Origin of the sequence: Paludibaculum fermentans (genome assembly GCF_051172195.1) — a bacterium.
Taxonomy (GTDB): Bacteria; Acidobacteriota; Terriglobia; order Bryobacterales; family Bryobacteraceae; genus Paludibaculum; species Paludibaculum fermentans_A.
Genome location: NZ_JBPJAQ010000001.1, coordinates 6,645,709 through 6,666,565, shown reverse-complemented (window position 1 = coordinate 6,666,565; position 20,857 = coordinate 6,645,709). Strand labels below are relative to the sequence as shown.

At 62.1% G+C, this 20,857-nt stretch carries 16 protein-coding genes; 7 read left to right on the top strand and 9 right to left on the bottom strand.

Annotation, left to right across the window (positions count from 1 at the left end):
• Positions 1 to 828: 828 nt before the first annotated feature.
• Together ACR9Y2_RS26750 and ACR9Y2_RS26745 are read left to right on the top strand one after the other, a co-directional pair.
• The gene (locus ACR9Y2_RS26750; protein ID WP_435039120.1) at positions 829 to 1,728 is read left to right on the top strand and encodes a tyrosine-type recombinase/integrase; all 900 of its coding nucleotides are present in this window, start codon (positions 829 to 831) and stop codon (positions 1,726 to 1,728) included.
• Between the two features lie 4 nt (positions 1,729 to 1,732).
• Positions 1,733 to 2,899: an IS91 family transposase gene (locus ACR9Y2_RS26745; RefSeq protein WP_435039121.1), complete on the top strand. Its 1,167-nt coding sequence runs from the start codon at positions 1,733 to 1,735 to the stop codon at positions 2,897 to 2,899.
• 1,100 nt (positions 2,900 to 3,999) lie between these two features.
• Here the strand turns inward: ACR9Y2_RS26745 and ACR9Y2_RS26740 are convergent.
• The 6 genes from ACR9Y2_RS26740 to ACR9Y2_RS26715 all read right to left on the bottom strand — a co-directional run bounded on the left by ACR9Y2_RS26740 (position 4,000) and on the right by ACR9Y2_RS26715 (position 9,635).
• Positions 4,000 to 4,785: a PhzF family phenazine biosynthesis protein gene (locus ACR9Y2_RS26740; RefSeq protein WP_435044804.1), complete on the bottom strand. Its 786-nt coding sequence runs from the start codon at positions 4,783 to 4,785 to the stop codon at positions 4,000 to 4,002.
• A gap of 23 nt (positions 4,786 to 4,808) precedes the next feature.
• Positions 4,809 to 6,068 (bottom strand): TolC family protein, encoded by a 1,260-nt coding sequence (locus tag ACR9Y2_RS26735; RefSeq protein ID WP_435044802.1) that lies wholly within the window; start codon positions 6,066 to 6,068, stop codon positions 4,809 to 4,811.
• Positions 6,065 to 7,099 (bottom strand): HlyD family secretion protein, encoded by a 1,035-nt coding sequence (locus tag ACR9Y2_RS26730; protein ID WP_435044800.1) that lies wholly within the window; start codon positions 7,097 to 7,099, stop codon positions 6,065 to 6,067. The genes ACR9Y2_RS26735 and ACR9Y2_RS26730 overlap by 4 nt, the downstream gene beginning before the upstream one ends.
• Positions 7,096 to 7,791, bottom strand: a complete 696-nt coding sequence (locus ACR9Y2_RS26725; protein ID WP_435044799.1) for an ABC transporter ATP-binding protein — start codon at positions 7,789 to 7,791, stop codon at positions 7,096 to 7,098. Before ACR9Y2_RS26725 ends, ACR9Y2_RS26730 begins: the two co-directional genes overlap by 4 nt.
• 12 nt (positions 7,792 to 7,803) lie before the next feature.
• Positions 7,804 to 8,934 carry an ABC transporter permease gene (locus tag ACR9Y2_RS26720; protein WP_435044798.1) on the bottom strand — a complete coding sequence of 377 codons (1,131 nt, stop codon included), beginning with the start codon at positions 8,932 to 8,934 and terminating at the stop codon, positions 7,804 to 7,806.
• Positions 8,935 to 9,020: 86 nt separating this feature from the next.
• Entirely contained in the window at positions 9,021 to 9,635 is a 615-nt protein-coding gene (locus ACR9Y2_RS26715; protein WP_435044796.1) for a TetR/AcrR family transcriptional regulator, read from the bottom strand.
• Positions 9,636 to 9,815: 180 nt separating this feature from the next.
• Here ACR9Y2_RS26715 and ACR9Y2_RS26710 point away from each other — a divergent pair, with 180 nt between their 5' ends.
• On the top strand, positions 9,816 to 10,838 hold the full coding sequence (locus ACR9Y2_RS26710; protein WP_435044795.1) for a cytochrome-c peroxidase: 1,023 nt from the start codon (positions 9,816 to 9,818) through the stop codon (positions 10,836 to 10,838).
• A gap of 5 nt (positions 10,839 to 10,843) precedes the next feature.
• Entirely contained in the window at positions 10,844 to 11,395 is a 552-nt protein-coding gene (locus ACR9Y2_RS26705; protein WP_435044794.1) for a Tll0287-like domain-containing protein, read from the top strand.
• A 217-nt stretch (positions 11,396 to 11,612) separates the two neighbouring features.
• Here the strand turns inward: ACR9Y2_RS26705 and ACR9Y2_RS26700 are convergent, their stop codons facing one another.
• Together ACR9Y2_RS26700 and ACR9Y2_RS26695 are read right to left on the bottom strand one after the other, a co-directional pair.
• Positions 11,613 to 12,071 (bottom strand): universal stress protein, encoded by a 459-nt coding sequence (locus tag ACR9Y2_RS26700; protein WP_435044792.1) that lies wholly within the window; start codon positions 12,069 to 12,071, stop codon positions 11,613 to 11,615.
• 133 nt (positions 12,072 to 12,204) lie between these two features.
• The gene (locus tag ACR9Y2_RS26695) at positions 12,205 to 15,693 is read right to left on the bottom strand and encodes a carboxypeptidase regulatory-like domain-containing protein (protein WP_435044791.1); all 3,489 of its coding nucleotides are present in this window, start codon (positions 15,691 to 15,693) and stop codon (positions 12,205 to 12,207) included.
• A 607-nt stretch (positions 15,694 to 16,300) separates the two neighbouring features.
• Between ACR9Y2_RS26695 and ACR9Y2_RS26690 the strand changes: the two genes are divergently transcribed.
• Genes ACR9Y2_RS26690 through ACR9Y2_RS26680 form a run of 3 tightly spaced genes read left to right on the top strand, consistent with a single transcriptional unit; the run spans position 16,301 to position 19,512 of the window.
• On the top strand, positions 16,301 to 17,389 hold the full coding sequence (locus ACR9Y2_RS26690; protein WP_435044790.1) for a hypothetical protein: 1,089 nt from the start codon (positions 16,301 to 16,303) through the stop codon (positions 17,387 to 17,389).
• Between the two features lie 27 nt (positions 17,390 to 17,416).
• A complete protein-coding gene (locus tag ACR9Y2_RS26685) occupies positions 17,417 to 18,724 on the top strand; it encodes an alginate export family protein (protein ID WP_435044789.1) in 1,308 nt (435 codons plus the stop codon).
• Between the two features lie 20 nt (positions 18,725 to 18,744).
• Positions 18,745 to 19,512, top strand: coding sequence for a cyclase family protein (locus ACR9Y2_RS26680; RefSeq protein WP_435044788.1), 768 nt, complete (start codon positions 18,745 to 18,747; stop codon positions 19,510 to 19,512).
• Here the strand turns inward: ACR9Y2_RS26680 and ACR9Y2_RS26675 are convergent.
• Positions 19,493 to 20,848: a class II 3-deoxy-7-phosphoheptulonate synthase gene (locus tag ACR9Y2_RS26675; RefSeq protein WP_435044787.1), complete on the bottom strand. Its 1,356-nt coding sequence runs from the start codon at positions 20,846 to 20,848 to the stop codon at positions 19,493 to 19,495. The two genes, ACR9Y2_RS26680 and ACR9Y2_RS26675, sit on opposite strands and share 20 nt — an antisense overlap.
• Positions 20,849 to 20,857: the final 9 nt, after the last annotated feature.

The window sequence follows — 20,857 nt, the reverse complement described above, 5'->3', positions numbered from 1 at the left end:
CAGCTCTCTGCCACGCAGATCCAGCCGTCCCGCCCCCACTTCTCCCCCAATTTCCGCATTAATAATTCTTAAGCACCGCCGATGGAAATTTCTATTTCGCTTATTTCGTGCCACTTGCAGACCGGATGCCCGGCAGATGATGGACACGCGGGTACACTCCTCACACTGGAGACCGCGGTTTGCCCGCCTCCAGCTGATCTTTGATTCTTGAATCTCCGCACCCCGCCGGAGCAGTCTAACGCCGCTCACGACTGTCGCAATCCACTACTGTTGAGGGATCAAACCCATCTCTTCCCGGTTTCTTCTTGGTGGCCAGCGGATCGAGATCACCCAGCCTGCCACCCGGGGCCAATCAGCCAACGGCATGCGCAATCCACCGAGATTGAGGGATCAAACCCATTCCTTCCCTTTGTCTTCGTCATCGAAAGAGGCAGGAACATCCAGCACGCACTCGAAGCCAGCGAGCCCTTCGCTCAAGCACTCCACGACTTTTGAGGGATCAAACCCATTTCTTCCCGTTCTCATCGCCATGCTCCAGCCGCCATGCCGTCCCCATGGCTGGATCAGACCGGGATTCCGCCGAACCGCCGGCTTGACTTCAGACCGCACGGTCACCAATGTGTACAGGCCCCCAATCCAATCTTGAGAAATAGGTCAAGGGCATTTCGACGCACCTCCTCCAGGCGGTGAACTAAACCGCTAACGCGGTATCCCCCCTCGGCCTTTTCCGAACTCCCTGCGATCATCGGGCCCCGGCGAAACCGGCTCCAGGCTCACACTCAAGTTGGTTGTTATCCGCAACCCACTTTGTCGATTGAAGGAGCGACCATGAGCCTCTTGCGCCAACGCATGCTCGAAGACATGCAGATGAGGAACCTTTCCGCCGGAACCCAGCGTAGTTATATCCACTACGTCGCTGACTTTGCAAATCATTTTGGCCTCAGCCCCGCCAGGCTGGGCCTCGACGACATCCGCAACTACCAGTTGTTCCTCATCGAGCAGCGCCAACTGTCACCCGAATCCATCAACTGCTTTCTCTCCGCCGTCCAGTTCCTCTATACCGTTACCCTGGAAATGCCTTGGAGCAACGCCCAGTTCGGACGCATGAAAGTCGGCCAGAAGCTGCCGTCCGTACTCAGTGCCGACGAGGTGGTCCGGCTCTTCAGCCACATCCACATCCTCAAGCACCGTGTCGTGCTGATGCTCTGCTACGGCGCCGGGCTCCGCATCTCCGAAGCCGTCTCGCTCAAGGCCGCCCATATCGACTCGGGCCGCATGCTCATCCACGTCGAGCAGGGTAAGGGCGGCAAGGACCGCTTCACCGTCCTCAGCGCCCGCCTCCTCAGCTTGCTGCGCGCCTACTGGAAACTCCAGCACCCGGTCGACTGGCTGTTCCCCGGCACCAAGGCGGGCACGCATCTCCAGCCGGCCAGCGTGCAGCAGGTGTGCCGCCAGGCGGCTCAAATGGCGGGGCTCACCAAACACGTGACACCCCACCTGCTGCGGCACAGCTTTGCCACTCATCTGCTGGAAAACGGCTCCGATACGCGCGCCATTCAAGTGTTGCTCGGCCACACCCGAATCGACACCACCGCACGCTACATCACGATCTCCCCGCAGACCGTGGCTCGCATCGTGAGCCCTCTGGACAGCCTGCCCGCCGAGGCGCCGCCCAAGAGAAAGCGCGGCCGTCCGCCGAAGAATCAGACAGTGCAGTTGCCCGGCTAAAGTCTTGCCGAGGCCAACCCTTGAGGTGGCCAGCATCTTCCGCCGCCATGGCGAACGGTTTCGCGCCCGGCAGCGTCTGCCCGTTCAGCAACTCCGGCTGATGCAGGCGGTCGAAACCTGCCGCACTGCCGCTCTCGGCGGCCATGTGGAGCGCTGCAGCCACTGCCAGCATCAACGCATCAGCTACAATTCCTGCCGCAACCGCCACTGCCCGAAGTGCCAGAATCTGGAGCGCAACCGGTGGCTGGAGCACAGGCGGGCCGAACTGTTGCCAGTCCCCTACTTCCACGTCGTCTTCACCATCCCGGACCAATTCAACGCGCTGGCCTTGCGCAATAAGGCCGTCGTCTACGGCATCCTGTTTCAGGCCAGTGCGCAGGCCTTGCTGACCATCGCGGCCGATCCCCGCCATCTCGGCGCCCGCATCGGCTTCTTCTCGATCCTCCACACCTGGGGACAGAACCTGCTGCTGCACCCGCACGTCCACTGCGTTGTCACCGGCGGCGGCCTCAGCCCGGACGGTGAGCGCTGGATCAGCTGCCGTCCGGGTTTCTTTCTTAGCGTCCGTGTGTTGTCGCGCCTCTTCCGGCGCCTGGTTCTTGATGCCCTTCGCCGCGCTTTCGACAAAGGCCAACTGCAGCAAGCCGGCGATCTGTGTCCATTGCTGGCACGGCTGTCAAAACGCGAATGGGTCGTTTACGCCAAGCCGCCTTTTGGCGGTCCCGCCCAGGTGCTCGACTATCTCGGCCGCTACACCCATCGCGTGGCCATTTCCAATAACCGACTCCTCGGCATGGACGGCGAGCAGGTGAAGTTCCGCTATAAGAACTACCGCGCCAAGAACAAAGACCGGCACCGCACCATGACGCTGGAGGCGGGTGAATTCATCCGGCGTTTCCTGCTGCATACCATTCCGCCGGGCTTTCAGCGGATCCGTCACTATGGTCTGCTGGCGAGCCGGCAGAAACAGGCCAACCTGGCCCATTGCCGCCGACTACTGCCCGGGGCACGGCCGCCAGAGGCGCCACTTGCCCCAGCAATCCATGTGCCGAGTGGACCGGATCTCATGGCTCCCTACCTGCGCTGCCCAGTCTGCGAGACCGGTCAAATGCAGAGGGTAGAGGTGTTGCTGCCGCGCCTGTACCGCTGCCGGGAGATGAACTCCTCATGAGGCCATCGGCTTCGCCCACAGGTCTGGAAGCGACCCGGCATTGGGCTGCAACTTGGAGTGTGTTCGGAACCACTCAACTCCCGCCAGAAGGAAGCCGTCAACTCCCATTGCGACCGAACGGAAGGCGTCAGCCGGCATTGCCATCGGCCGGCGTTACGCGAAGAGTTCGCGGAGCCATCTTCGTGGAGCCGGAACACCAAGCCCGGACAGCCAAACCAACTGGCGAACCAAGCAAAACCCATATCGCCAAGCCCTGAGCCCGCGGTTTGAGTTCATCGAACGTTCTCATCACCGGGACGGGGCACAATCTCCCAAGCCGCCGCGTTTTCGCCCCGTCCCGCCGATGAGAACTTATGCGGTTCACGATTTCAAAATAAATCGTACGCCTGGAATCAATGACTTGGCGGGATTCCCTTCGAAAAGGCTTTTTCCGGTCGCGGACACTTCTGCGCGAAGGAGCTTTTACGTGAACTTTTACCCCATGACCTTGAATGCGAGCGGGCGGATGCCCGACGCCGCCGAACGAGATCCGCTGCTGGCGGAGATCCAGCGTTATAAGATCCCGGACCTGATGCTGGTTGCCGCGGATTTAAACACTCCGGAGGACATGATCCCCAGGCTTGCTGAGGAGCTGCTCTGGATGCCGGTGGGCGTCGCCCGCTGGGAGCAGGGCATCGCCCCGGCCGCCCGCAGCCTGGCACTGCTGCTGCAGTATATCCGCCTCGCGTTGCCTCGCGTCCGGATCCATCTGGCCGGATACGGAGCAGGCGCGCACGTGGCGGCGGCCGCAACCGTATCTTGTATCGAGCCGATCCTCTCCACCCTGACGCTGCTCCGACCCAACATCTCGCCCTTCGCCTTTGCCAGCCATGGAGCCCTGCACCGGCTCCTCGACCGTCAACTGGTGATGGGCCCCACCGCGGTGACCTTTCAGCGCAAAGCCAGCGAGTTCGGCATGGGCCGCACCGGGGCACACGGACTTGACGAGGGGCAATCCGTGATCCTGCCCATCGCTGATCAGGCTGCCTTGTCCGGCAACCTGGGCCGGCGCGTGATCAACCTGGAAGGCGAACCCACCCCGGCCAACGTGGCCGTGCTGCTCAAAACTCTATGCTGCCGCGAAGATACAGCGCCGCCTCTCCGGCGATGCCCACCCGTTCGCCGCGCAGCGCGCAAAACAGCGTCCCGCCTCTCTTTGACACTTGCCGAGCCACCAGTTCCGTCCTGCCTAGCCGTTGCGCCCAGTACGGAATCAGCGTGCAGTGCGCCGAGCCAGTGACCGGATCCTCCGGTACACCCTGAGAAGGAGCAAAGAAGCGTGACACGAAGTCCACGCCCGCGGTCGACGACGGAGCCGTCGCAATGACGGCAAAGCGGTCGATTGAACACAGCCCGGCCATGTCGGGCGTGAGGGCGTGGACCTCTTCCTCGGTCTCGTAGACCACCATGTAGTCACGCGAGGCCAGCACTTGCTTGGGCGACCCGCCCAGCGCCTGCACCAATCCAGGGCAGGGCCGGACCGCCTCGGGAGGCCGGGCAGGGAAGTCCATCGACAACCGCTCGCCTTCTTTCGTCACCACCAGTTCTCCGCTCAACGTGTCGAACCGCACCACGTCGATCGATGGATCCAGGAACCGGAAGATCACATACGCTGAAGCCAGTGTGGCGTGTCCGCACAGATCCACTTCCACGGCCGGGGTGAACCAGCGCAGGTGGTAGCGGTCGCCCGTCTTCACAAAGAACGCAGTCTCGGCCAGGTTGTTCTCCGCCGCGATGGACTGCATCGTCTCAGCCGGTAGCCAGGCTGCGAGCGGGCAGACTGCTGCCGGATTGCCCGAAAATACGCCGCTCGAGAAAGCGTCAACCTGGTAGATGGGGAGTTCCATCTACTTAGTTTAATGCAGGCTTTTCAGCGCGTCCGTACAAAGGACATCACATCTCCACGGGCGCGGGCCAGGTTCGCCGCGGCCAGCAGCCCTTCATACCGTGTGCGGATCTCTTCCTCTTCCGTCTGCGCCAGGTTGCCCTGCGCCGTAATCACGTCGAGATTCGTCGTCAGGCCCGCGCCATAGCGCAGCCGCGCCAGTTCCAGCGACTCCCGTGCCGCCGCCGTCGCCTTCGACGCCGAGTCCAGTGCCAGCCGCGCCGCATCCCGTTCCACCCGCGCCTGCGCCGATTCCTGATCAATCGCCAGGTCCAGCGCCCGTCTCTGCTGCTCCAGTTGCTGCAGCCGCAGCCGCGCCGCCTTGATCTCGTTCTCGATCCGGCCGCTCGTCCAGACCGGCACCGCCACCGTCACACCCACCGCATACGTGCTGACCGCGTTCGATGGATCCTGGCCCAGCACGCCGTAGTCGCCAAATGCGCCGATCTTCGGGTAGCGCTGCTTCTCGGCCTGGCGCTTCTCTTCCTCCAGCACCTTGCGCTTCGCATCCAGCGACAGTGATTCCGGACGCGTTCCGGCGCCGGGCTCGGCCGCATTCGGCGTGAACTCCACCACTTCCGCCTCCGTGCTCTGCGGCACGCCGATCGTCTTCTTCAGCGTGGTCAGGAGCGAGTCCCGATCACGCCGCGCCAGAATCAGCGTCGCCTGTTCGGACTCGATCCGCTGCGTCGCCCGCGCTACGTCCAGCTTGCTCGAAGTCCCGGCTTTCTCCGCATCACCCACCTGCCCCAACACAGCTTTGGCTGTCTCCACTCGCGACTCCGCCGCCCGTGCCCGCGAATCCGCCGCCAACGTCTGCAGGTAGATCTGGATCACCGCCAGCCGCGTCCGCTCCGCCGTCGTCTCGGCATCAAACTTTGCCTGTCCGGCGCGCGCCTTCGCCGCACGATACTGTGCCAGCAGCGATAGGTCCAGCACCTGCTGCGTCAGTCTCGGCCGCGCGTCAAACACACGGTAAGGACCGACCCTGGACGGGAATCCCGGCGCAATGACGCCGATGCCCTGCAGGTTCGTCGTCTGGTAGCTCATGCCCACATTCACGCCCAGTTGCGGCAGCAGAGCCGCTTTCTGCGCCAGTGCCTGTGCCTCGCCTTCCAGTGCGCGCAGCCGCGCTTCCTGTACTTCCGGACTCGTTTTCTCGGCCGTGGCCAGCGCCTGTTCCAGCGTCATTCGTTCAGCCCAAACCGGCGCCGTCAGCAGCAGCGCCCATAGAAACCGTTTCACTTCTGGACCTCCAGAAAAGCATCGACACGCAGCCCTACCGGCAACTGCTGGCCCGCATCCAGTTCCACCAGCGTCTCCAGGATCTTCGTATCCACACGCTCGCTCGGTTCGTCGGTGCGCACGTTCTTACGGCCCAGCGCCTGCCCGATCCGCACCACCTTGCCCGTGAATTTCCGGCCCTCATACGCATCGGCCGTCACCCACGCGCCCTGCCCAATCCGCAGCTTCGCGACATCCACCTCATCGACATCCACCCGCACCCGCAACCGGTCCAGGTCGCCCAGCGACACAATGGGCGTATCGCCCTTGCCCGAGACGCTTTCACCGCTTTTGCGGTACCGCCGCAGTACGCGGCCATCGATCGGCGAACGCACATACGTCTTCTCCAGCAGCGCCTGCGACTCCGCCACGTTCGCCTCGGACTGCGCCAGTTCCGCCTCCGCCCGCCGGATATCCTCGACACGGGTCTGTTGCCGGACCACCGCCAGCCGCTCACGCGCCGCATCCACCCGCGCCCGCGCGGTCTCGTAGTCGCGTGCCGTCAGATCGTACTCACTGCGCGAGATCGCGCCGCGATCCAGCAGCGTCTGGCGGCGGTCCCGCTCCGACAACGCCGTCTGCATCTGCGCCATCGCTTCCCGCAACTGCGCTTCGCTCTCGCGCTTCTCTTCGTCGCGAGCCCCATTCCTCAGCCGGTCCAGCGTCGCGCGCCGCTCTCCCACCGTGGCCTTCGCCAACTCCACCCGAGCCTGGTAATCGCCGTTCGTCAGCACCGCCAGCACCTGGCCGCGCTTCACGCTGTCGCCCTCTTCCACCAGAACCCGCGCCAGCTTGCCGTCCAGCTCGCTGCCGACTTTGATCTCTTCGCCGGCCGGCTCCACCCGTCCCGCCGCGGAGATGAAGCTCCCTTGTTTCGCACCCGCGGCCGGCACATTCGCCGGAGCTGCCTGCACCTGCCGCCGGCTGCTGAGCGTCAATGCCAGCGCGGCGCCCGCCAACAGGATTGTCACGATACTCAATGTCTTCCTCATGCGGCCTCCTCCTTGTCTTCTTCTTCCGAACCAGCAATCCTGCCGTCGGCGATGTGAACAATGCGGTCTGCGTAATGCAGCACGCGGCTGTCGTGTGTCACCACCACTACGGCGCGATCCCGTTCACGCGCCAGGCTGGTGAGAATCTCCATCACGGTCAGCCCGGAATGCGAATCCAGCGCCGCCGTCGGTTCATCGGCCAGGATGATCGGCGGATCCCCGGCCAGCGCCCGTGCGATCGCAATGCGCTGCTTCTGGCCGCCGCTCAGGTCCGCCGGGTACGACTTGAATTTGTCGGCCAGGCCTACTTGCTCCAACAGGTGCTCGGCCCGCTTGCGTCCAGCGGAACCGGAGAGGCCCTTGAGCTTCAAGGTGAGTTCGACGTTCTCCCGCGCCGTCAGGGCAGGGAACAGATTGAACCCCTGGAAGATGAATCCGAAGTGGTCCAGCCGCACCTTGGGCAGCTTCTTTTCGGCCAGGCCGACAATCTCCTGACCGGCGATCTTGACGCTGCCCGATGTCGCCTGCAGAATGCAGCCCATGATGGACAACAGCGTCGTCTTGCCGCTGCCCGAAGGCCCCATCAACATCAACACTTCACCCGCGCTGACGTCCAGGTCGACCCCGTTCAGGGCGTGTACGGCCGCACTCCCGCTACCGTAGGTTTTGACTACGTTCCTGATTTCGATCATTGTTGGACCCTTTCAGCCCCTGAAGACCATGGCTGGATCAATCCGCGTTGCCTTGCGGATCGAGATGATGGACGCACCCGCGCACATGGCAATGGCCAGCGCCAATGTGCCCGCGGCAACCTCAGGCGGCAGCGCAATCGGCGCGTTGCCATTCTGACTGGAGTGAGAGATGGGCGCGGCAATCGCCATCGCCAAAACATAGCCGAACAGGCCGCTCATGGCCGCCTGCGCCAGGATCACCTGGTAAATGCGCGAGTTGGTCGCCCCCATGGCCTTCAAGGTGCCAAACTCGCGGATGTGGTCGACGGTCGCCGCATAGATCGTCTGCGCCACCACGACGATGCCGACGATCAGCCCCAGCACCGCCCCCAGCAGCGTGGTAATGCCGGCGCCGGTCTGGAACACCCAGTAGATCTGCGTCCGCTTGTGCATCTCGGCGTTGGTCAAGACATCGAAATTGCCGAGCTTGGCCTTCATCGCCGTCTTGAGCTGCTCGAGATCCACTCCAGCCGCGGCCCGCACCAGCAGGAACATCGTCTCGTTCTCCTTCACAACACCGCCCGCATAGTTCTGGGCATTCTTGAAGGAGCAGAATACAAACGGAGCCGTCGTGAAGCTGCGAATCCCCCGAGTGAACCCGACAATGCGCGCCCGGTGGTTGCTGATCTCCACCGTCTGCCCCAGGTGCGTGACGCCGAGCTTCTCCTTGTACAGCTCGTCCACGATCACCGTGTCCTCGCCGCGCAGGTCCTCCACCGATCCGGCCGTCAGGTTCCACGGACCACCCAGCTTGCTCTCCAGCGAGAAACCCGTGATCTGGACGTTCTCAATCGCGCCCGAAGGCAGTTTCCAGGGCACCCAGGCCAGGATGTAGCGATCGACACGCTCCACCCCAGGTACTTCCATCGCCTTCCAGCGCTTCGATTCCTGGATGGGTGAGGCCCCGTTGACATAGGGCAGCTCGGGAGCCGAGATCCACAGGCTGGCCCCGCTGCGCTCAACAATGTTGGCGCTGGTGTCCATGAAGCTGAGGAATAGCCCGAACTGGACCAGGATCAGGACCAGCGCAAAGACAATGCCGACCAGCGTGACAACAAGCCGGACCTTGTCGTGAATGAGATTCTTCCAGGCTAGAGTGACCATAACAGTGTCCGCCAAGTAACGTCGTTTCTGTTACTGAACACTGTTCACTATACGGCCATAGTTCTCACGAGTCAATAGAATACTTGTTAATTAAGTCCGCGGATCAGGCGGTCGACCGAGGACTCAATCAGCATCGTCCGGTCAACGAACGGGAAGCCGCAATCGATGACCAGTCCGGTGGTGACGCCATGCACGAAGAGCCAGGCCGACTGCGCGGTCGTCTCCACGTCATCTTCCCGGATGGAGCCGTCTTCCATGCAGGCCTTGATGCCCACCCTCATCCGGTCAAAAGTAGCCATGGCCATGCCATTCACATCGCCATGCTGCTCAGGACCCATGTCTTTGAATACTGACGGGGGTGTACAAAAGACGAAGGTGTAGTGGCTGGGGTGCTCCAGGCCGAAGTAGATATAGTCGATCAGGCTGCGGCGGAGGGTTTCCAGGGGCGGCAGGCCCAGGCTGATAATCGACTCCAGGCGCCGGTCCAGCTCAGAGAACGTCTCAAAGCAGATGCTCGAGACCAGTTCGACTTTGTCCTTGAAATACAGATAGATAGTCGAAGGTGCGTACTCTATGCGATCGGCGATCTTGCGCATCGATACGCTTTCATAGCCTTGCTCCAGAAAAAGCGCCGTCGCCGCTTCCAGTATCCTGCGGCGAAGCTCGTCTTTCTCCCTGGCCCGTCGTTCTGCAGTGCCCATATACCTGTAAACCGTTCCGGTTCCAGCATACTGAACGGCGTTCAGTTTGACAAGATGCGTTCGAAAGTTGACGGAATGTGGAGGAAAACGACAAGATCGAAGGGTGGGTCATTTCTGTCCCGGCCCCAAGGTTCCCACTGGCCGGCAGTCGTGATAGATTCTGTGCAGGGAGCTGTCATAATGTATACTAAAGTATTGATTTCGATTGGGTTAGCAGGTGTCTGCGCCCTCGCGGCAGAGGTGCCCGCCTATAAGCTGAAGGTGTTCAAACCTCTACCGGCGGCTATGGATTCAGCAACCAATCCACCCAGCCAGGCAAAGCTCGAGCTGGGCCGGATGCTCTATTTCGAGAACCGCCTCTCGAAAAGCCAGAAGTTCTCGTGCAACTCCTGCCACATGCTGGACAAGTTCGGCGTCGACAACCAGCCGACTTCGGAAGGGCATAAGGGCCAGCGCGGCGACCGCAACTCGCCCACCGTCTTCAATGCGGCGCTCCATATGGCGCAGTTTTGGGACGGCCGCGCAGCCGACGTGGAGGCCCAGGCCAAAGGCCCGGTGCTGAATCCCGTCGAAATGGCCATGCCCGACGAGCAGACCGTGGTGAAGACGCTGAAGTCGATGCCCGAATATACGGCCCTGTTCGCCAAGGCCTTTCCCGGCCAGAAGGACCCGGTGACCTACGACAACATGGCCAAGGCCATCGGCGCCTTCGAACGCAAACTGGTCACTCCCTCCCGTTGGGACAAGTTCCTGGCTGGGGATAAGACGGCCCTCTCCGAGCAGGAGCAGGCTGGCCTGGCCAAATTCCTCGATGCCGGCTGTGCGGGCTGCCACTCGGGCACCCTGCTGGGCGGTTCCTCCTACCAGAAGCTCGGCGCCGCTCATCCCTACCCCGGGTTGAAGGATGAAGGTCGCTCGAAGGTTTCGAAGAACGCCGGCGAGAAGTTCTACTTCAAGGTGCCGTCCCTGCGCAACATCGACCGTACGGCTCCTTACTATCACGATGGCTCAGTGAAGTCCCTCGACGAGGCCGTCAACCGCATGGCCGAGTTCCAATTGGGCAGCAAACTGGCCCCGGCGGATGTCAGCGCGATTGTCACCTGGCTGAAATCGCTGACTGGCGAAGTACCGGCTTCGCTCATCGCCAAACCGAAACTGCCGGCTTCCACGCCGCAAACGCCCAAGCCCGATACCACGGACTAACCCCCATGAAGGCGCTGGCGGCATTTCTCCTCCTGGCTGTCGCGGTGTGGGCGCAGGAACCCACGCCGCGGCAGCGCGCCACGTCGGCCATCAATGATCTTGGCCGTGTGCTGCAGCAATTGTTGGGTGAAGAGATGAAACAAGGTGGCTACGCCGGGGCAGTGAAGTCCTGCGCCGAGAACGCACAGCTCGTGACGGAGGAGTTCTCCCGCGAACGCGGGCTGGAGTTGCGCCGGGTGAGCCTCAAATACCGTAACTTGAAAGACCAGCCGGATGAGTGGGAAACCCTGAACCTCAAGGCATGGGCGAAGCAGATGGAGGCCGGTCAGGTGGCGGCCCCGGTGGAAGAGACCGTGACGGAAAATGGCCGCCGGTTCCTGCGAGTCATGAAACCCATCGCCATGCAGGCGGTCTGCCTGGGTTGCCACGGACCGGCGAGTCAAATCACGCCTGAAGTGAAGGCCGCACTGGACGCGCACTACCCCAGGGACAAGGCCACGGGCTATAAGACGGGAGAGTTACGAGGCGCCTTCAGTGTACTGGTCGCCCTGCCCTAGGGTAGCCAGACAATCGCTAGCTCTTTCCCTTCGCCTCGGCCGTCGCGGGCGGCGTGCCCGAATCCTGACCTGTCTTGTGTGAGGGACGCCGGGACCCGACGTCGCAGGATGCCGACATTCAAGTGGGTACACCCAGCTTCGGCAGGACAAACTTCATCACAGCGAAGTAGCCCGCCACGAACAGAACCGGCACCAGCCATTCAGGCATATATCCTCTTCAGCATACAGACTTATCGGGCGGAATCGCCAGTATGGGTACTTTCGCCTGCTCGATCGTGCGCGTGGTGACCGAACCCATCCACACCTGCCGCCAACCCGTCCGGCCATGCGTGCCCATCACGATACACGAATTGTCGCGGTGCGCCGAGGCGATGATGGCTTCCACCGGCGGGGCGTCGCTGACTTCATAATGGACTTCCACCCCCGCGGGCAGGTTTCCGGCCGACCAATCCTTCAGATGCGTCTCGGCCTGGGCGCGCACCTGCCCCCATTGATCGAGAATCTCCTGTTTCTGCATCGTGGAGATGTAGGCCGGCATATCGATATGGACAGCATGCAGCAGGCGCAGCGGTTTCCCCAGTGAGCCGGCCAGCCAGGCCGCCCAACGCAGTGCATTCGCCGAACAATCGCTGAAATCGACGGGGCAGAGAATCGATTCGAAAGCCGGTGTCGACATAACAGAGGACCCTCCGCTATGACGATGCAACTTTCGGGCGGTGGTGACAAGGGCAATCGGGGACCAAAATGGAAAACCCCCGGTCCGGCGGGATTTGCCGGACCAGGGGCACCTTGAACAGCCGGACTGTCGATTAGAAAGTCAGCTTCAGCGACATCTGCCAGGACCGGGGTGTGTCCTGGCCGGTGATGCTGCCATACGAACCGCTGGTCGGATCCGTGTTGGGATCGTAGAGGTTCGGATGGTTCAGGGCGTTGAACGTTTCGGCGCGGAACTGGGTGTTCCAGCGCTCACTGATGCGGAAGTTCTTGATCAGCGAGAAGTCCCAGCGGTCCTGGTTGGGGCCGCGGGCCGAGCTGAACCGAAGCGAGAGACGGCGCAGGTTGGAGGCGAGCTGAGCGGTGCCGACGGTCTCGAAACCCGCGGTCTTGGCCGGAGTGAACCAATGGTCGACGCTGCGTTGATCCTCGGGGAGAACCAGATTCTTCACGTCGCCGTTGAAGATGCGATTGCCGAAGCCCAGAGGCGCGCCGCTCTGGTGCTGGTAGATGCCGCCCAGTTGCCAGCCGCCGGCCACGAAGTCGACAGCTTTGTGCATGCCGGAGGCGAAGTGACGGCCGCGGCCAAAGGGGATCTCCCAGATGCCGGAGCCGGTGAGGCGATGGGTACGATCCAGACTGGCCAGGCTCTCGTAGGGCATCGGGTCCTGCGAATTCATGAACTCAGTGGCTTCCATGGCCTTCGACCAGGTGTAGGACGCCTGTACGGTCCAGGCATTGGCGAAGCGGCGCTCGATGCGCGACTGCAGCGAGTGATACCAGGAATAGCCGGACGGATCGCCCAGGATCTGAACGCTGCTGAACTGGTTGTAGTTGCGCAGCAGGTTCGCGCGGGTCATGTTGGCGCCGTATATCGAATTCAGCCCGTTGTAAGGGTTGGGGAAGTTCGCGCCCAGATAGTTGATCGTCGCCTGATCGCGAACAGGCGACGTGCTGAGGTACTGTGCCGGGGTGTAGCTGAGTTCGCGGGTGACGCCGAGCCGCGTATTGCGGTTGCCGACGTAAGCCGCTTCAATCATGAACCTCTGGGGCAATTCCTGCTGAATGCCTAAGCTCCAGCGCTGCGAATACGGGTGGCTGCGGCGGTCGCTGAAGAACTGAACCTGTTGGCCGATGTTCGTCAGCAAACCATTGGCGGCGCCAGCCGGCTTGATCAGGCCATTCGGGAACGGATTCGCGTTCGTGGCCAGATAGGTCAGACCATTGTCGAGCGAGGCCTGGATGGGCGTCGAGATCGAGAACCCGGTCTGGTTGGTGTTGCTGTAGTTCACGCCGATGGACGCCGTGTAGACACCGTAGCCGCCGCGGATGATGGTCTTCGGTCTGTACTGATAGGCGAAGCCGATGCGCGGCTGGAAGTTCAGCTTCTCGGGCTCCCAGAACGTGCGCGGATTGTTGCCTACGCCCGCAAAGGTCAGGCCGCCAATCGCCGCGAACTGCGAGGCGGGCAATTCGGCGATGGGATTCTTGGCGTAGTTTGCCTTCGCCGCATCGTTCAGCGGGTTGGGCGTCTTGCCGTCGTAATGGATGGCGGAACGGTCGAAACGCTCCGTCATCGGCGACTCATACTCATAGCGCAGGCCCAGATTGATGGTCAGCTTGCGCGACAACTTCCAATCGTCCTGGAGATACAGCGCGAAGTACTTGTCCTGTTCCACATAGGAAGCAGTCGTCACCATGCTGCCGGCCGGAATGCCGTACAGCATCGAGGCAACCTGGCCGCCCAGGGTCGGATCGCCAGAGGTGTCCGTCGCCTTGGTGTAAGTGGCGTTGTAGACGTACTGAGGAGACAACCCGGCGCCGTAGCGGTTGCGGCTCTCGCGATAGACGCGGAATTCCGGGCCGAAGCGGATGGTGTGGTTGCCCTTCATCTTCGTGAAGTTGCCCACGAAGGAGTTGGTGGTGGAAGCGGTGAGTCCATCCTGCGACTCCCACTGCGAAAGCTGGCTGAACGAACCGACCTGAATGTTCGGAATCGGCGCGATCTTCTTGTCCGGCAACTGGCTGATCAAATTGGAGGACAGGCCCAGCGAGCCGAGATCGTAACCCTGCGAACTGCGGCGTTCCGGGAAGTCCTGGTATGTCAGGCCGTAACGGAAATTCAACAGGAAGCTGGGGCTGAAGACATACACGTCGTCAAACGCGATGCCCTTATTGTTCCGGTTCAGGATGACGCCGTTCACATCGTTGCTGAAGTTGCGGTTCTTGTCCTCTTCCCAATAGTCGCGGTGCAGGCGCAGGAATACACGGTGATTCTCGCTGAAAGCGTGGTCGAGACGACCGATCCAAACCCAGTAATCTTCCAAGGCCTTGCCCGACCGGTAGAAGTTGTTGCGGTAGTCGGAGGTGCCTGCCTGATTGGGCAGCGGGTACAGATTGATGAAGTTCAATCCAACCGCGTCGAGTTGGCTCTTCGGAATGATGTTGTCGGGGACCGCGGTGCGGACATAGCGGCCATTCTGCAGCGAAGTCGAACGCGGATCGTACACCTGGTAGGCGGCGCCGAGCTTCAGATACTCGGACAGGTCGCCTTCGTGCATCTTGGCGGTCGGCACAGTCGAGGTGATGTTGCCGCCGGAATCCGGATTGCCGAACTTGTTGGCTTCGTACGCAAAGAACCAGAAGGTGCGGTTCTTGCCGTCGTACAACTTCGGGATATACACGGGAGCGCCGGCTGAAGCGCCATAGCGATTGTCCTGATAGATGGAAATCTTCTGGCGGGAACGGTTCTGGAAGATCGTTGGAGCGTCCAGGGCCGAGTGACGGAACCATTCGTGAGCTTCGCCGTGCAGCGTGTTCGTGCCCGACTTCGTGGACACGTTTACCGTGCTGCCCATCGTGTGGCCCAGCGAGGCGTCAAAGGCCGCCGTCTGCACCTTGAATTCCGCGATGGCGGTCTGCGGCGGTGAGAACGCCACACGGGGCGCCGTGCCGTCGCTATAAGTATTGGAGACGCCGTCGATCGAGAATTCGTTCTGGTTGTTGCCGCCGCCGTCCGTAGAGAACGTGGAGGGGGCGCTGTTGAAGCCCGCTTTGCGCAGGCGCATGTTGGTGCCGTTCACGGTACCCGGGGCGAGGTGGACCAGGTCCATCGCATTGCCCGCGAACTGAGGCAGTTCCAGTACCCGGCGTTCGTCAATTACCTGGCCGAGCGATGCTTCGGCCGTCGACAACAGCGGAGTGGTGTCCTTGACCTCAATGGTCTCGGACGTCGCGCCGACCTGGAGATCGATGTCGACCTCGACGCTGTCGTTGATGCGAACCTGCACACCCTGCCGCAGGAATTTCTTGAAACCGGTGAGCTCGCAGGTGATGGTGTAGTTGCCCGTGATCAGGTAGGGCAGCACATAGTTGCCGGAATTGTTCGTCTTGCCCGAAACGGCAACACCGGTGTTGTCATTCGTAGCCCTGACTTCGGCGTTGGGAACGACAGCGCCCGTGCCGTCAACGACACGGCCCAGGATAGTACCGCGGGGGTCCTGTGCGCTCAGCGGCAGGAGAGCGGATATCAGAAGTAGGACTAGCGGAAGGGCGCGCGCTAGACCGGTGCGGAATTGGTGCATAAATTGAACTCCTAAGAACGAGGCCTTGGTTCGGCGGAAGGGTGGGAACCAGGCGCTGGAGAACGTTTCCTTACTACTTCGAGGCGAAACTCGGAGAAACAGTCAATCCAGAAACAGGGAGTGTTGAGACTCAGGAGCGCCACGCCGCGCGGACCCCTCAGATTGGCGTTTTGACCCACTTCACCCTGCAGCATAAGACTAACTAGTACAGACTTGTCAGAATGCTCTCAGGGGAACAAGTGTATTCTCGGCGAATTCTCTGTGAAATGGCGCTTCTCCCGCGGCTTCCAGTCGATGTGGCCCAGCCGTCTGCAGCCCTCACGGGACGCCTGAGTTCGCTTGCTATAAGCATCTGAAATGATATACTTCCACCAGAGTTGCGACGGGGTTAACGCCTCGGCGCACCCCTCTGCCCAGCATGGCTTCCGATCCGCACCCTCGCCCGGTTGTCTCGCTCCCGTTACACGACGAGCGGTGGGCGTTACTGCATCGCATCGCAGCCAGCTTGGCCTTCCAGAAATCGAATCGTTGCCGGGAACTCCTACTGTTTGTGGGAGAACGCTCTCTGCGTGATCCGAATCACGTCATTCGCGAGCAAGAGATCGGAGTGTCCGTATTCGGCCGGCCGCCGGCCTACGACACCAGCCAGGACACCCTCGTAAGGGTTCAGATCTCTCAACTCCGCAAGAAGATTCACCAGTATTTCGCGGAAGAGGGCAAGGACGAGGTCCTCGGGCTTGAACTGCCAAAGGGTTCTTACTCCATCGTCTTTCACCCGCGATTGGCTGACGCCGAGCAGGACCCCGCGGAGTTGCTCGGCCGCCACTCGCGCCGCACTTACCTCCTGGCCGGCTTGGCCTTGGTCCTCGCCGCGGCCTGCGGGCTGCTTGCCTTCCAGAACTACGAACTACGCCACCGTGCACAGCTTGGGCTGGGCAACAAACCGCTGGTCGACAGGTTCTGGCAGCAGATGTTCTCGAATGGCCTGCACACTTATCTCGTCCTCGCCGACGGCAATATCCTCGTGCTCCAGGATCAGATCAAACACCAGATCTCCGTGCAGGAGTATGAAAGCAAGGCCTTCGAACGGATGGCGACGAAAGCCATTGAGGACCCGGCCCTGCGCGCCCTCACCTTAAATGTGGCCTACCGCCGCTTCACCGGCATCGCCGATGCCGCCCTTGCGGTGCGCATGGGCCTGGTCGGCGCCTCGATCGGGCTCGGGCTGGATGTCGTGCTGGCCCGCGACGTGTCCATGCCACAGGTTTCCACCCACAACACCATCCTGATGGGCAGCCGCCGCGCCAATCCCTGGGTGGGTCTGTTCGAGGAAAAGCTGAACTTCCGCACGATTTTCGAGGAGTCACCCAAACTCGCCTATTTTCTGAACGTTGCGCCTAAGGCCGGCGAACAAGTGGACTATCGCGGCCGGTGGAGTACGCTCAGTTACTGCCGCGTGGCCTACCTCCCGAATCCCAAGGGCAATGGCAGCGTCCTTCTGATCTCCGGCACCGATGTCCAGGCGACGGAAGCCGGCGGCGAATTTGTGACGAACGAGATGTGGATCCGTACCCTCCGCAGCACATTGGGCCTAAAACAGGACGAACCCGTACCGTATTTCGAGTTTCTTCTGGAAGGCAAAATGGTCATTAATACTGTGCCGCAATTCCGGGTCATCGCCTGGCGCCGGCACTAACCCGCCCGCCTGTGATATGTTCCGCAGATGCAGATCCGCCGCTGGCTAGGGCCGTTCGCGGCGGCCGCCTGTTTCAGCCAGGGATTCCTCGGCGCGCAATGGTGGGCTGCCGGCGACCTCCTGAATCAAGAACTCGGCCAAGCCACCGGTGGAAGTCTTTCCCTGTCCTTTGAGGTGCGCAGCCGCCTGGAACACCGCGAAGGCCAGAGCTTCGGCGTCGATCCCGACCGCAGCGCCGACTTCCTCCGCACCCGCGTCGGCCTGGCCTGGAAGCCCGCCCGTTGGCTCAAATTTGCGGCCAAAATGCAGGATGCGCGCGCGCCGCTGTACGGAACCAATGCACCCAATAGCGTACGCGATCCGGCCGATCTCCAGGAGGCTTACCTCGAACTGCGCGGCGATGCCAAGCGCGGTTTCGGCCTCAGCGCCGGCCGCCGGATGTTCAATCTGGGCGATAGCCGCCTGATTGGGGTGCCCGACTGGAGCAATGTCGCCCGCACCTTCGACCACACCCGTGTCTGGTGGCAGGGCGGCCAGGCTCGCATCGAGTTCCTGATGGTGTCCGCACCCCGCGTCCGGCCGGGCGAATTCAATCGGATGAACCTGTCCGATAGAGTATGGGGTACTTACAATGTGCTGCCGGAACTGGGCCGCGGCCACCGTGCCGAGGTGTACATTCTGCGCCACGACCAGGATGCGGCAGGAGGATTCACGGGGCAGGGCACGCTCGGCGTGAATTCGTTCGGCTCGCGCTGGACCGGCCCGGTTGCGGCCGGCTGGAAGTACGCGATCGAAGGTGTGGTGCAAGGCGGCCACATGGGGCAGGCCACTCATCGAGCCGCGGCGTGGTCCTCGGTGTTCTCCAGGACTTTCGGCAAGGTGGACGCTTCGGTCGAGTATAAGTACGCCTCGGGCACAGCCCACCCTGAGGACCCCACCCGCCATTCCACCTTCGACCAGATGTACGCCGCGAACCATGATAAGTTCGGCCACCAGGATTTGTTTGGGTGGCGGAACATCCATGATCTGAGGGCTTTGGCGGTGTGGCGGGTCAGCCCGAAGGTGACGTTGAACGCGATGTTCGACGACTACTGGCTCGCCCAGGTCCGCGACGGACTGTACAACGGTCCCGGCCGGCAGATCGCCCGCTCGCCCGACGGCACGGCCGGACGCCACATCGGCGAGGATGTGGATTTTTTTGCCACTTGGCGGCCTGTCAAGCCCCTGCTGTTCGGCGCCGGCTGCGGGGTGTTCCTCAAAGGCGAGTTCATCCGCAAAGCCACCCCCGGAGTAGCCCCTGTGTATATCTACTTCTTCCAGTCGTATTCCTTTTGAGTTGCCCGTATCATAGCGGGATGAAACTACTGGCACTGATCTGGCTGTGCGCGACTGCCTGGGGGCAGGGAGGGCATATCGACGCATCGCGATTTGTCGATATGAGTTATTCGTTCGACGACAAGACGATCTACTGGCCGACGGCCAAACCCTTCGAGTGGCACAAGGACGTGTGGGGCAAACGAGCCGACGGGAAGTGGTACTCCTCGGCCACGTTCACCACCAGTGAACATGGCGGCACGCATCTGGACAGTCCCATCCATTTTGGGGAGAACAAGATGGCGGCGGACGAGATCCCGGTGTCTCGCCTGGTGGGTCCGGCCAAGGTGATCGACATCTCGGCCCAGTGCGCGAAGAACCGCAACTACCTTCTATCTCCAGCAGATATCGCGGCATATGAGAAGAAGAGCGGCCCGCTGAAGGCCGGCGATATCGTGCTGATTCGTACGGGTTGGGGCCGGTTCTGGCCGAACCGCAAAGCGTACCTGGGCGACGACAAGCCCGGCGACGCGTCGCACCTGAGCTTCCCGGGCATTGGCCCCGACGCCGCCAAGGTATTTGTGGAGCGGCAGGTTAGCGGGGTCGGCATCGATACGGCCAGCCTGGACTACGGCAAGACGCAGGATTTTCCGACCCATCGCGTACTGAATACGGCCAACATCTACGGACTGGAGAACGTCGCCCAGCTCGAGCGGCTGCCCGCCCAGGGCTCGATGGTCATCGCGTTGCCGGTGAAGGTGAAAGGCGGCAGCGGCGGACCGGTGCGGATTATCGCGATTCTGCCCTGAGTTTGCCGGCCACCAGCAGCGCGAGCTCCAGGGACTGCTCGTAGTTCAACCGCGGATCCACCTCGGTTTCGTACGCCCGGTGCAGGTCGTCCTCGTTCAGGCCGCGGGCTCCGCCGGTGCATTCGGTCACGTTTTCGCCGGTCAGTTCAATATGCACGCCGCCGAGGTGGGAACCGTTGCGCTCGTGGATCTCGAAGGCCTGGCTGAGTTCGCTCTCGATCTCACCGAAGTCTCGCGTTTTGTAGCCGTTGCTGGTCGATTTCGTATTGCCATGCATCGGATCGCAGATCCACAGCACACGCCGGCCCGCGGCCCGCACGGCCTCCAACAGGGGCGGCAGCCCGGCGGCGATCTTCTCGGCGCCGAAGCGGTGAATGAGCGTTAACCGTCCAGGCTCGTTGTCCGGATCGAGGATGTCCATCAGCTTCAACAACATGTCGGGCGGTGTAGCCTGTCCGACCTTCATGCCGATGGGGTTGTCGATGCCGCGCATGTACTCGACATGGGCGCCGTCGGGCGCGATGGTCCGGATCCCGATCCAGGGGAAGTGGGTCGACAGGTTGTACCAGCCGGTGCGGTGGGGCACCTGGCGGGTCTGGGCCTGCTCGTAACCGAGATGGAGGGCTTCGTGCGAAGTGTAGAAGTCGATGCGATCGCTCCCGCCGGCCGGTGAGCCGAGGATGTTCTCCATGAAGCGCAGGCTGTCGGTGATGGACCGCAGAAGGTTGTGATACACCTCGGCTTGCGGGGAATGCTGGGTCCAGTCGAGATCCCAGTATTCGGGGTGGTGCAGGTCGGCAAAACCGCCTTTGACCAGTGCCCGGATGAAGTTGAGGGTCAGGGCGGCGCGCTCGTAGCCGCGCAGAAGGAGGTTGGGGTCCGGGGTGCGGGCTTCCAGCGTGGGCTCGGGCCGATTGATGAGGTCGCCGCGGTAAGAGGGTAGGCGGACGCCCTGGACATCCTCGTAGTCGGCGGAGCGGGGCTTGGCGTACTGACCGGCGAACCGTCCGATGCGGACCACCGGTTTGCGCGCGCCCTGCACCAGGACCAGGCTCATCTGGATCAGGATTTTCAACTGATTGGCGATGCGCTGGGAAGAACAATCGGCGAAACGCTCGGCGCAATCGCCGCCCTGGAGGACAAAACACTGGCCGGCGGCCGCGCGTGCGAGCTGCTCCTTCAACGCTACGACTTCCCAGCTGGTGACCAGCGGCGGAAGCTTGGAGAGTTCGGAAAGGGCGTGCTGGAGCACGGGGCGATCGGGGTAGTCGGGCTGCTGGAGGGCGGATAGACCACTCCAGGAATCCGGAGCCCACTGTCGGCGAGAGGCAACCATGGCTCTCTC

What these genes read in the sequence shown, in the direction of transcription:
- ACR9Y2_RS26750 (WP_435039120.1), top strand. Translation starts at nt 829, where the DNA reads ATGAGCCTCTTGCGCCAACGCATGCTCGAAGACATGCAGATGAGGAAC.
- ACR9Y2_RS26740 (WP_435044804.1), bottom strand. Translation starts at nt 4,785, where the DNA reads ATGGAACTCCCCATCTACCAGGTTGACGCTTTCTCGAGCGGCGTATTT.
- ACR9Y2_RS26730 (WP_435044800.1), bottom strand. Translation starts at nt 7,099, where the DNA reads ATGAGGAAGACATTGAGTATCGTGACAATCCTGTTGGCGGGCGCCGCG.
- ACR9Y2_RS26725 (WP_435044799.1), bottom strand. Translation starts at nt 7,791, where the DNA reads ATGATCGAAATCAGGAACGTAGTCAAAACCTACGGTAGCGGGAGTGCG.
- ACR9Y2_RS26720 (WP_435044798.1), bottom strand. Translation starts at nt 8,934, where the DNA reads ATGGTCACTCTAGCCTGGAAGAATCTCATTCACGACAAGGTCCGGCTT.
- ACR9Y2_RS26715 (WP_435044796.1), bottom strand. Translation starts at nt 9,635, where the DNA reads ATGGGCACTGCAGAACGACGGGCCAGGGAGAAAGACGAGCTTCGCCGC.
- ACR9Y2_RS26710 (WP_435044795.1), top strand. Translation starts at nt 9,816, where the DNA reads ATGTATACTAAAGTATTGATTTCGATTGGGTTAGCAGGTGTCTGCGCC.
- ACR9Y2_RS26705 (WP_435044794.1), top strand. Translation starts at nt 10,844, where the DNA reads ATGAAGGCGCTGGCGGCATTTCTCCTCCTGGCTGTCGCGGTGTGGGCG.
- ACR9Y2_RS26700 (WP_435044792.1), bottom strand. Translation starts at nt 12,071, where the DNA reads ATGTCGACACCGGCTTTCGAATCGATTCTCTGCCCCGTCGATTTCAGC.
- ACR9Y2_RS26695 (WP_435044791.1), bottom strand. Translation starts at nt 15,693, where the DNA reads ATGCACCAATTCCGCACCGGTCTAGCGCGCGCCCTTCCGCTAGTCCTA.
- ACR9Y2_RS26685 (WP_435044789.1), top strand. Translation starts at nt 17,417, where the DNA reads ATGCAGATCCGCCGCTGGCTAGGGCCGTTCGCGGCGGCCGCCTGTTTC.
- ACR9Y2_RS26680 (WP_435044788.1), top strand. Translation starts at nt 18,745, where the DNA reads ATGAAACTACTGGCACTGATCTGGCTGTGCGCGACTGCCTGGGGGCAG.
- ACR9Y2_RS26675 (WP_435044787.1), bottom strand. Translation starts at nt 20,848, where the DNA reads ATGGTTGCCTCTCGCCGACAGTGGGCTCCGGATTCCTGGAGTGGTCTA.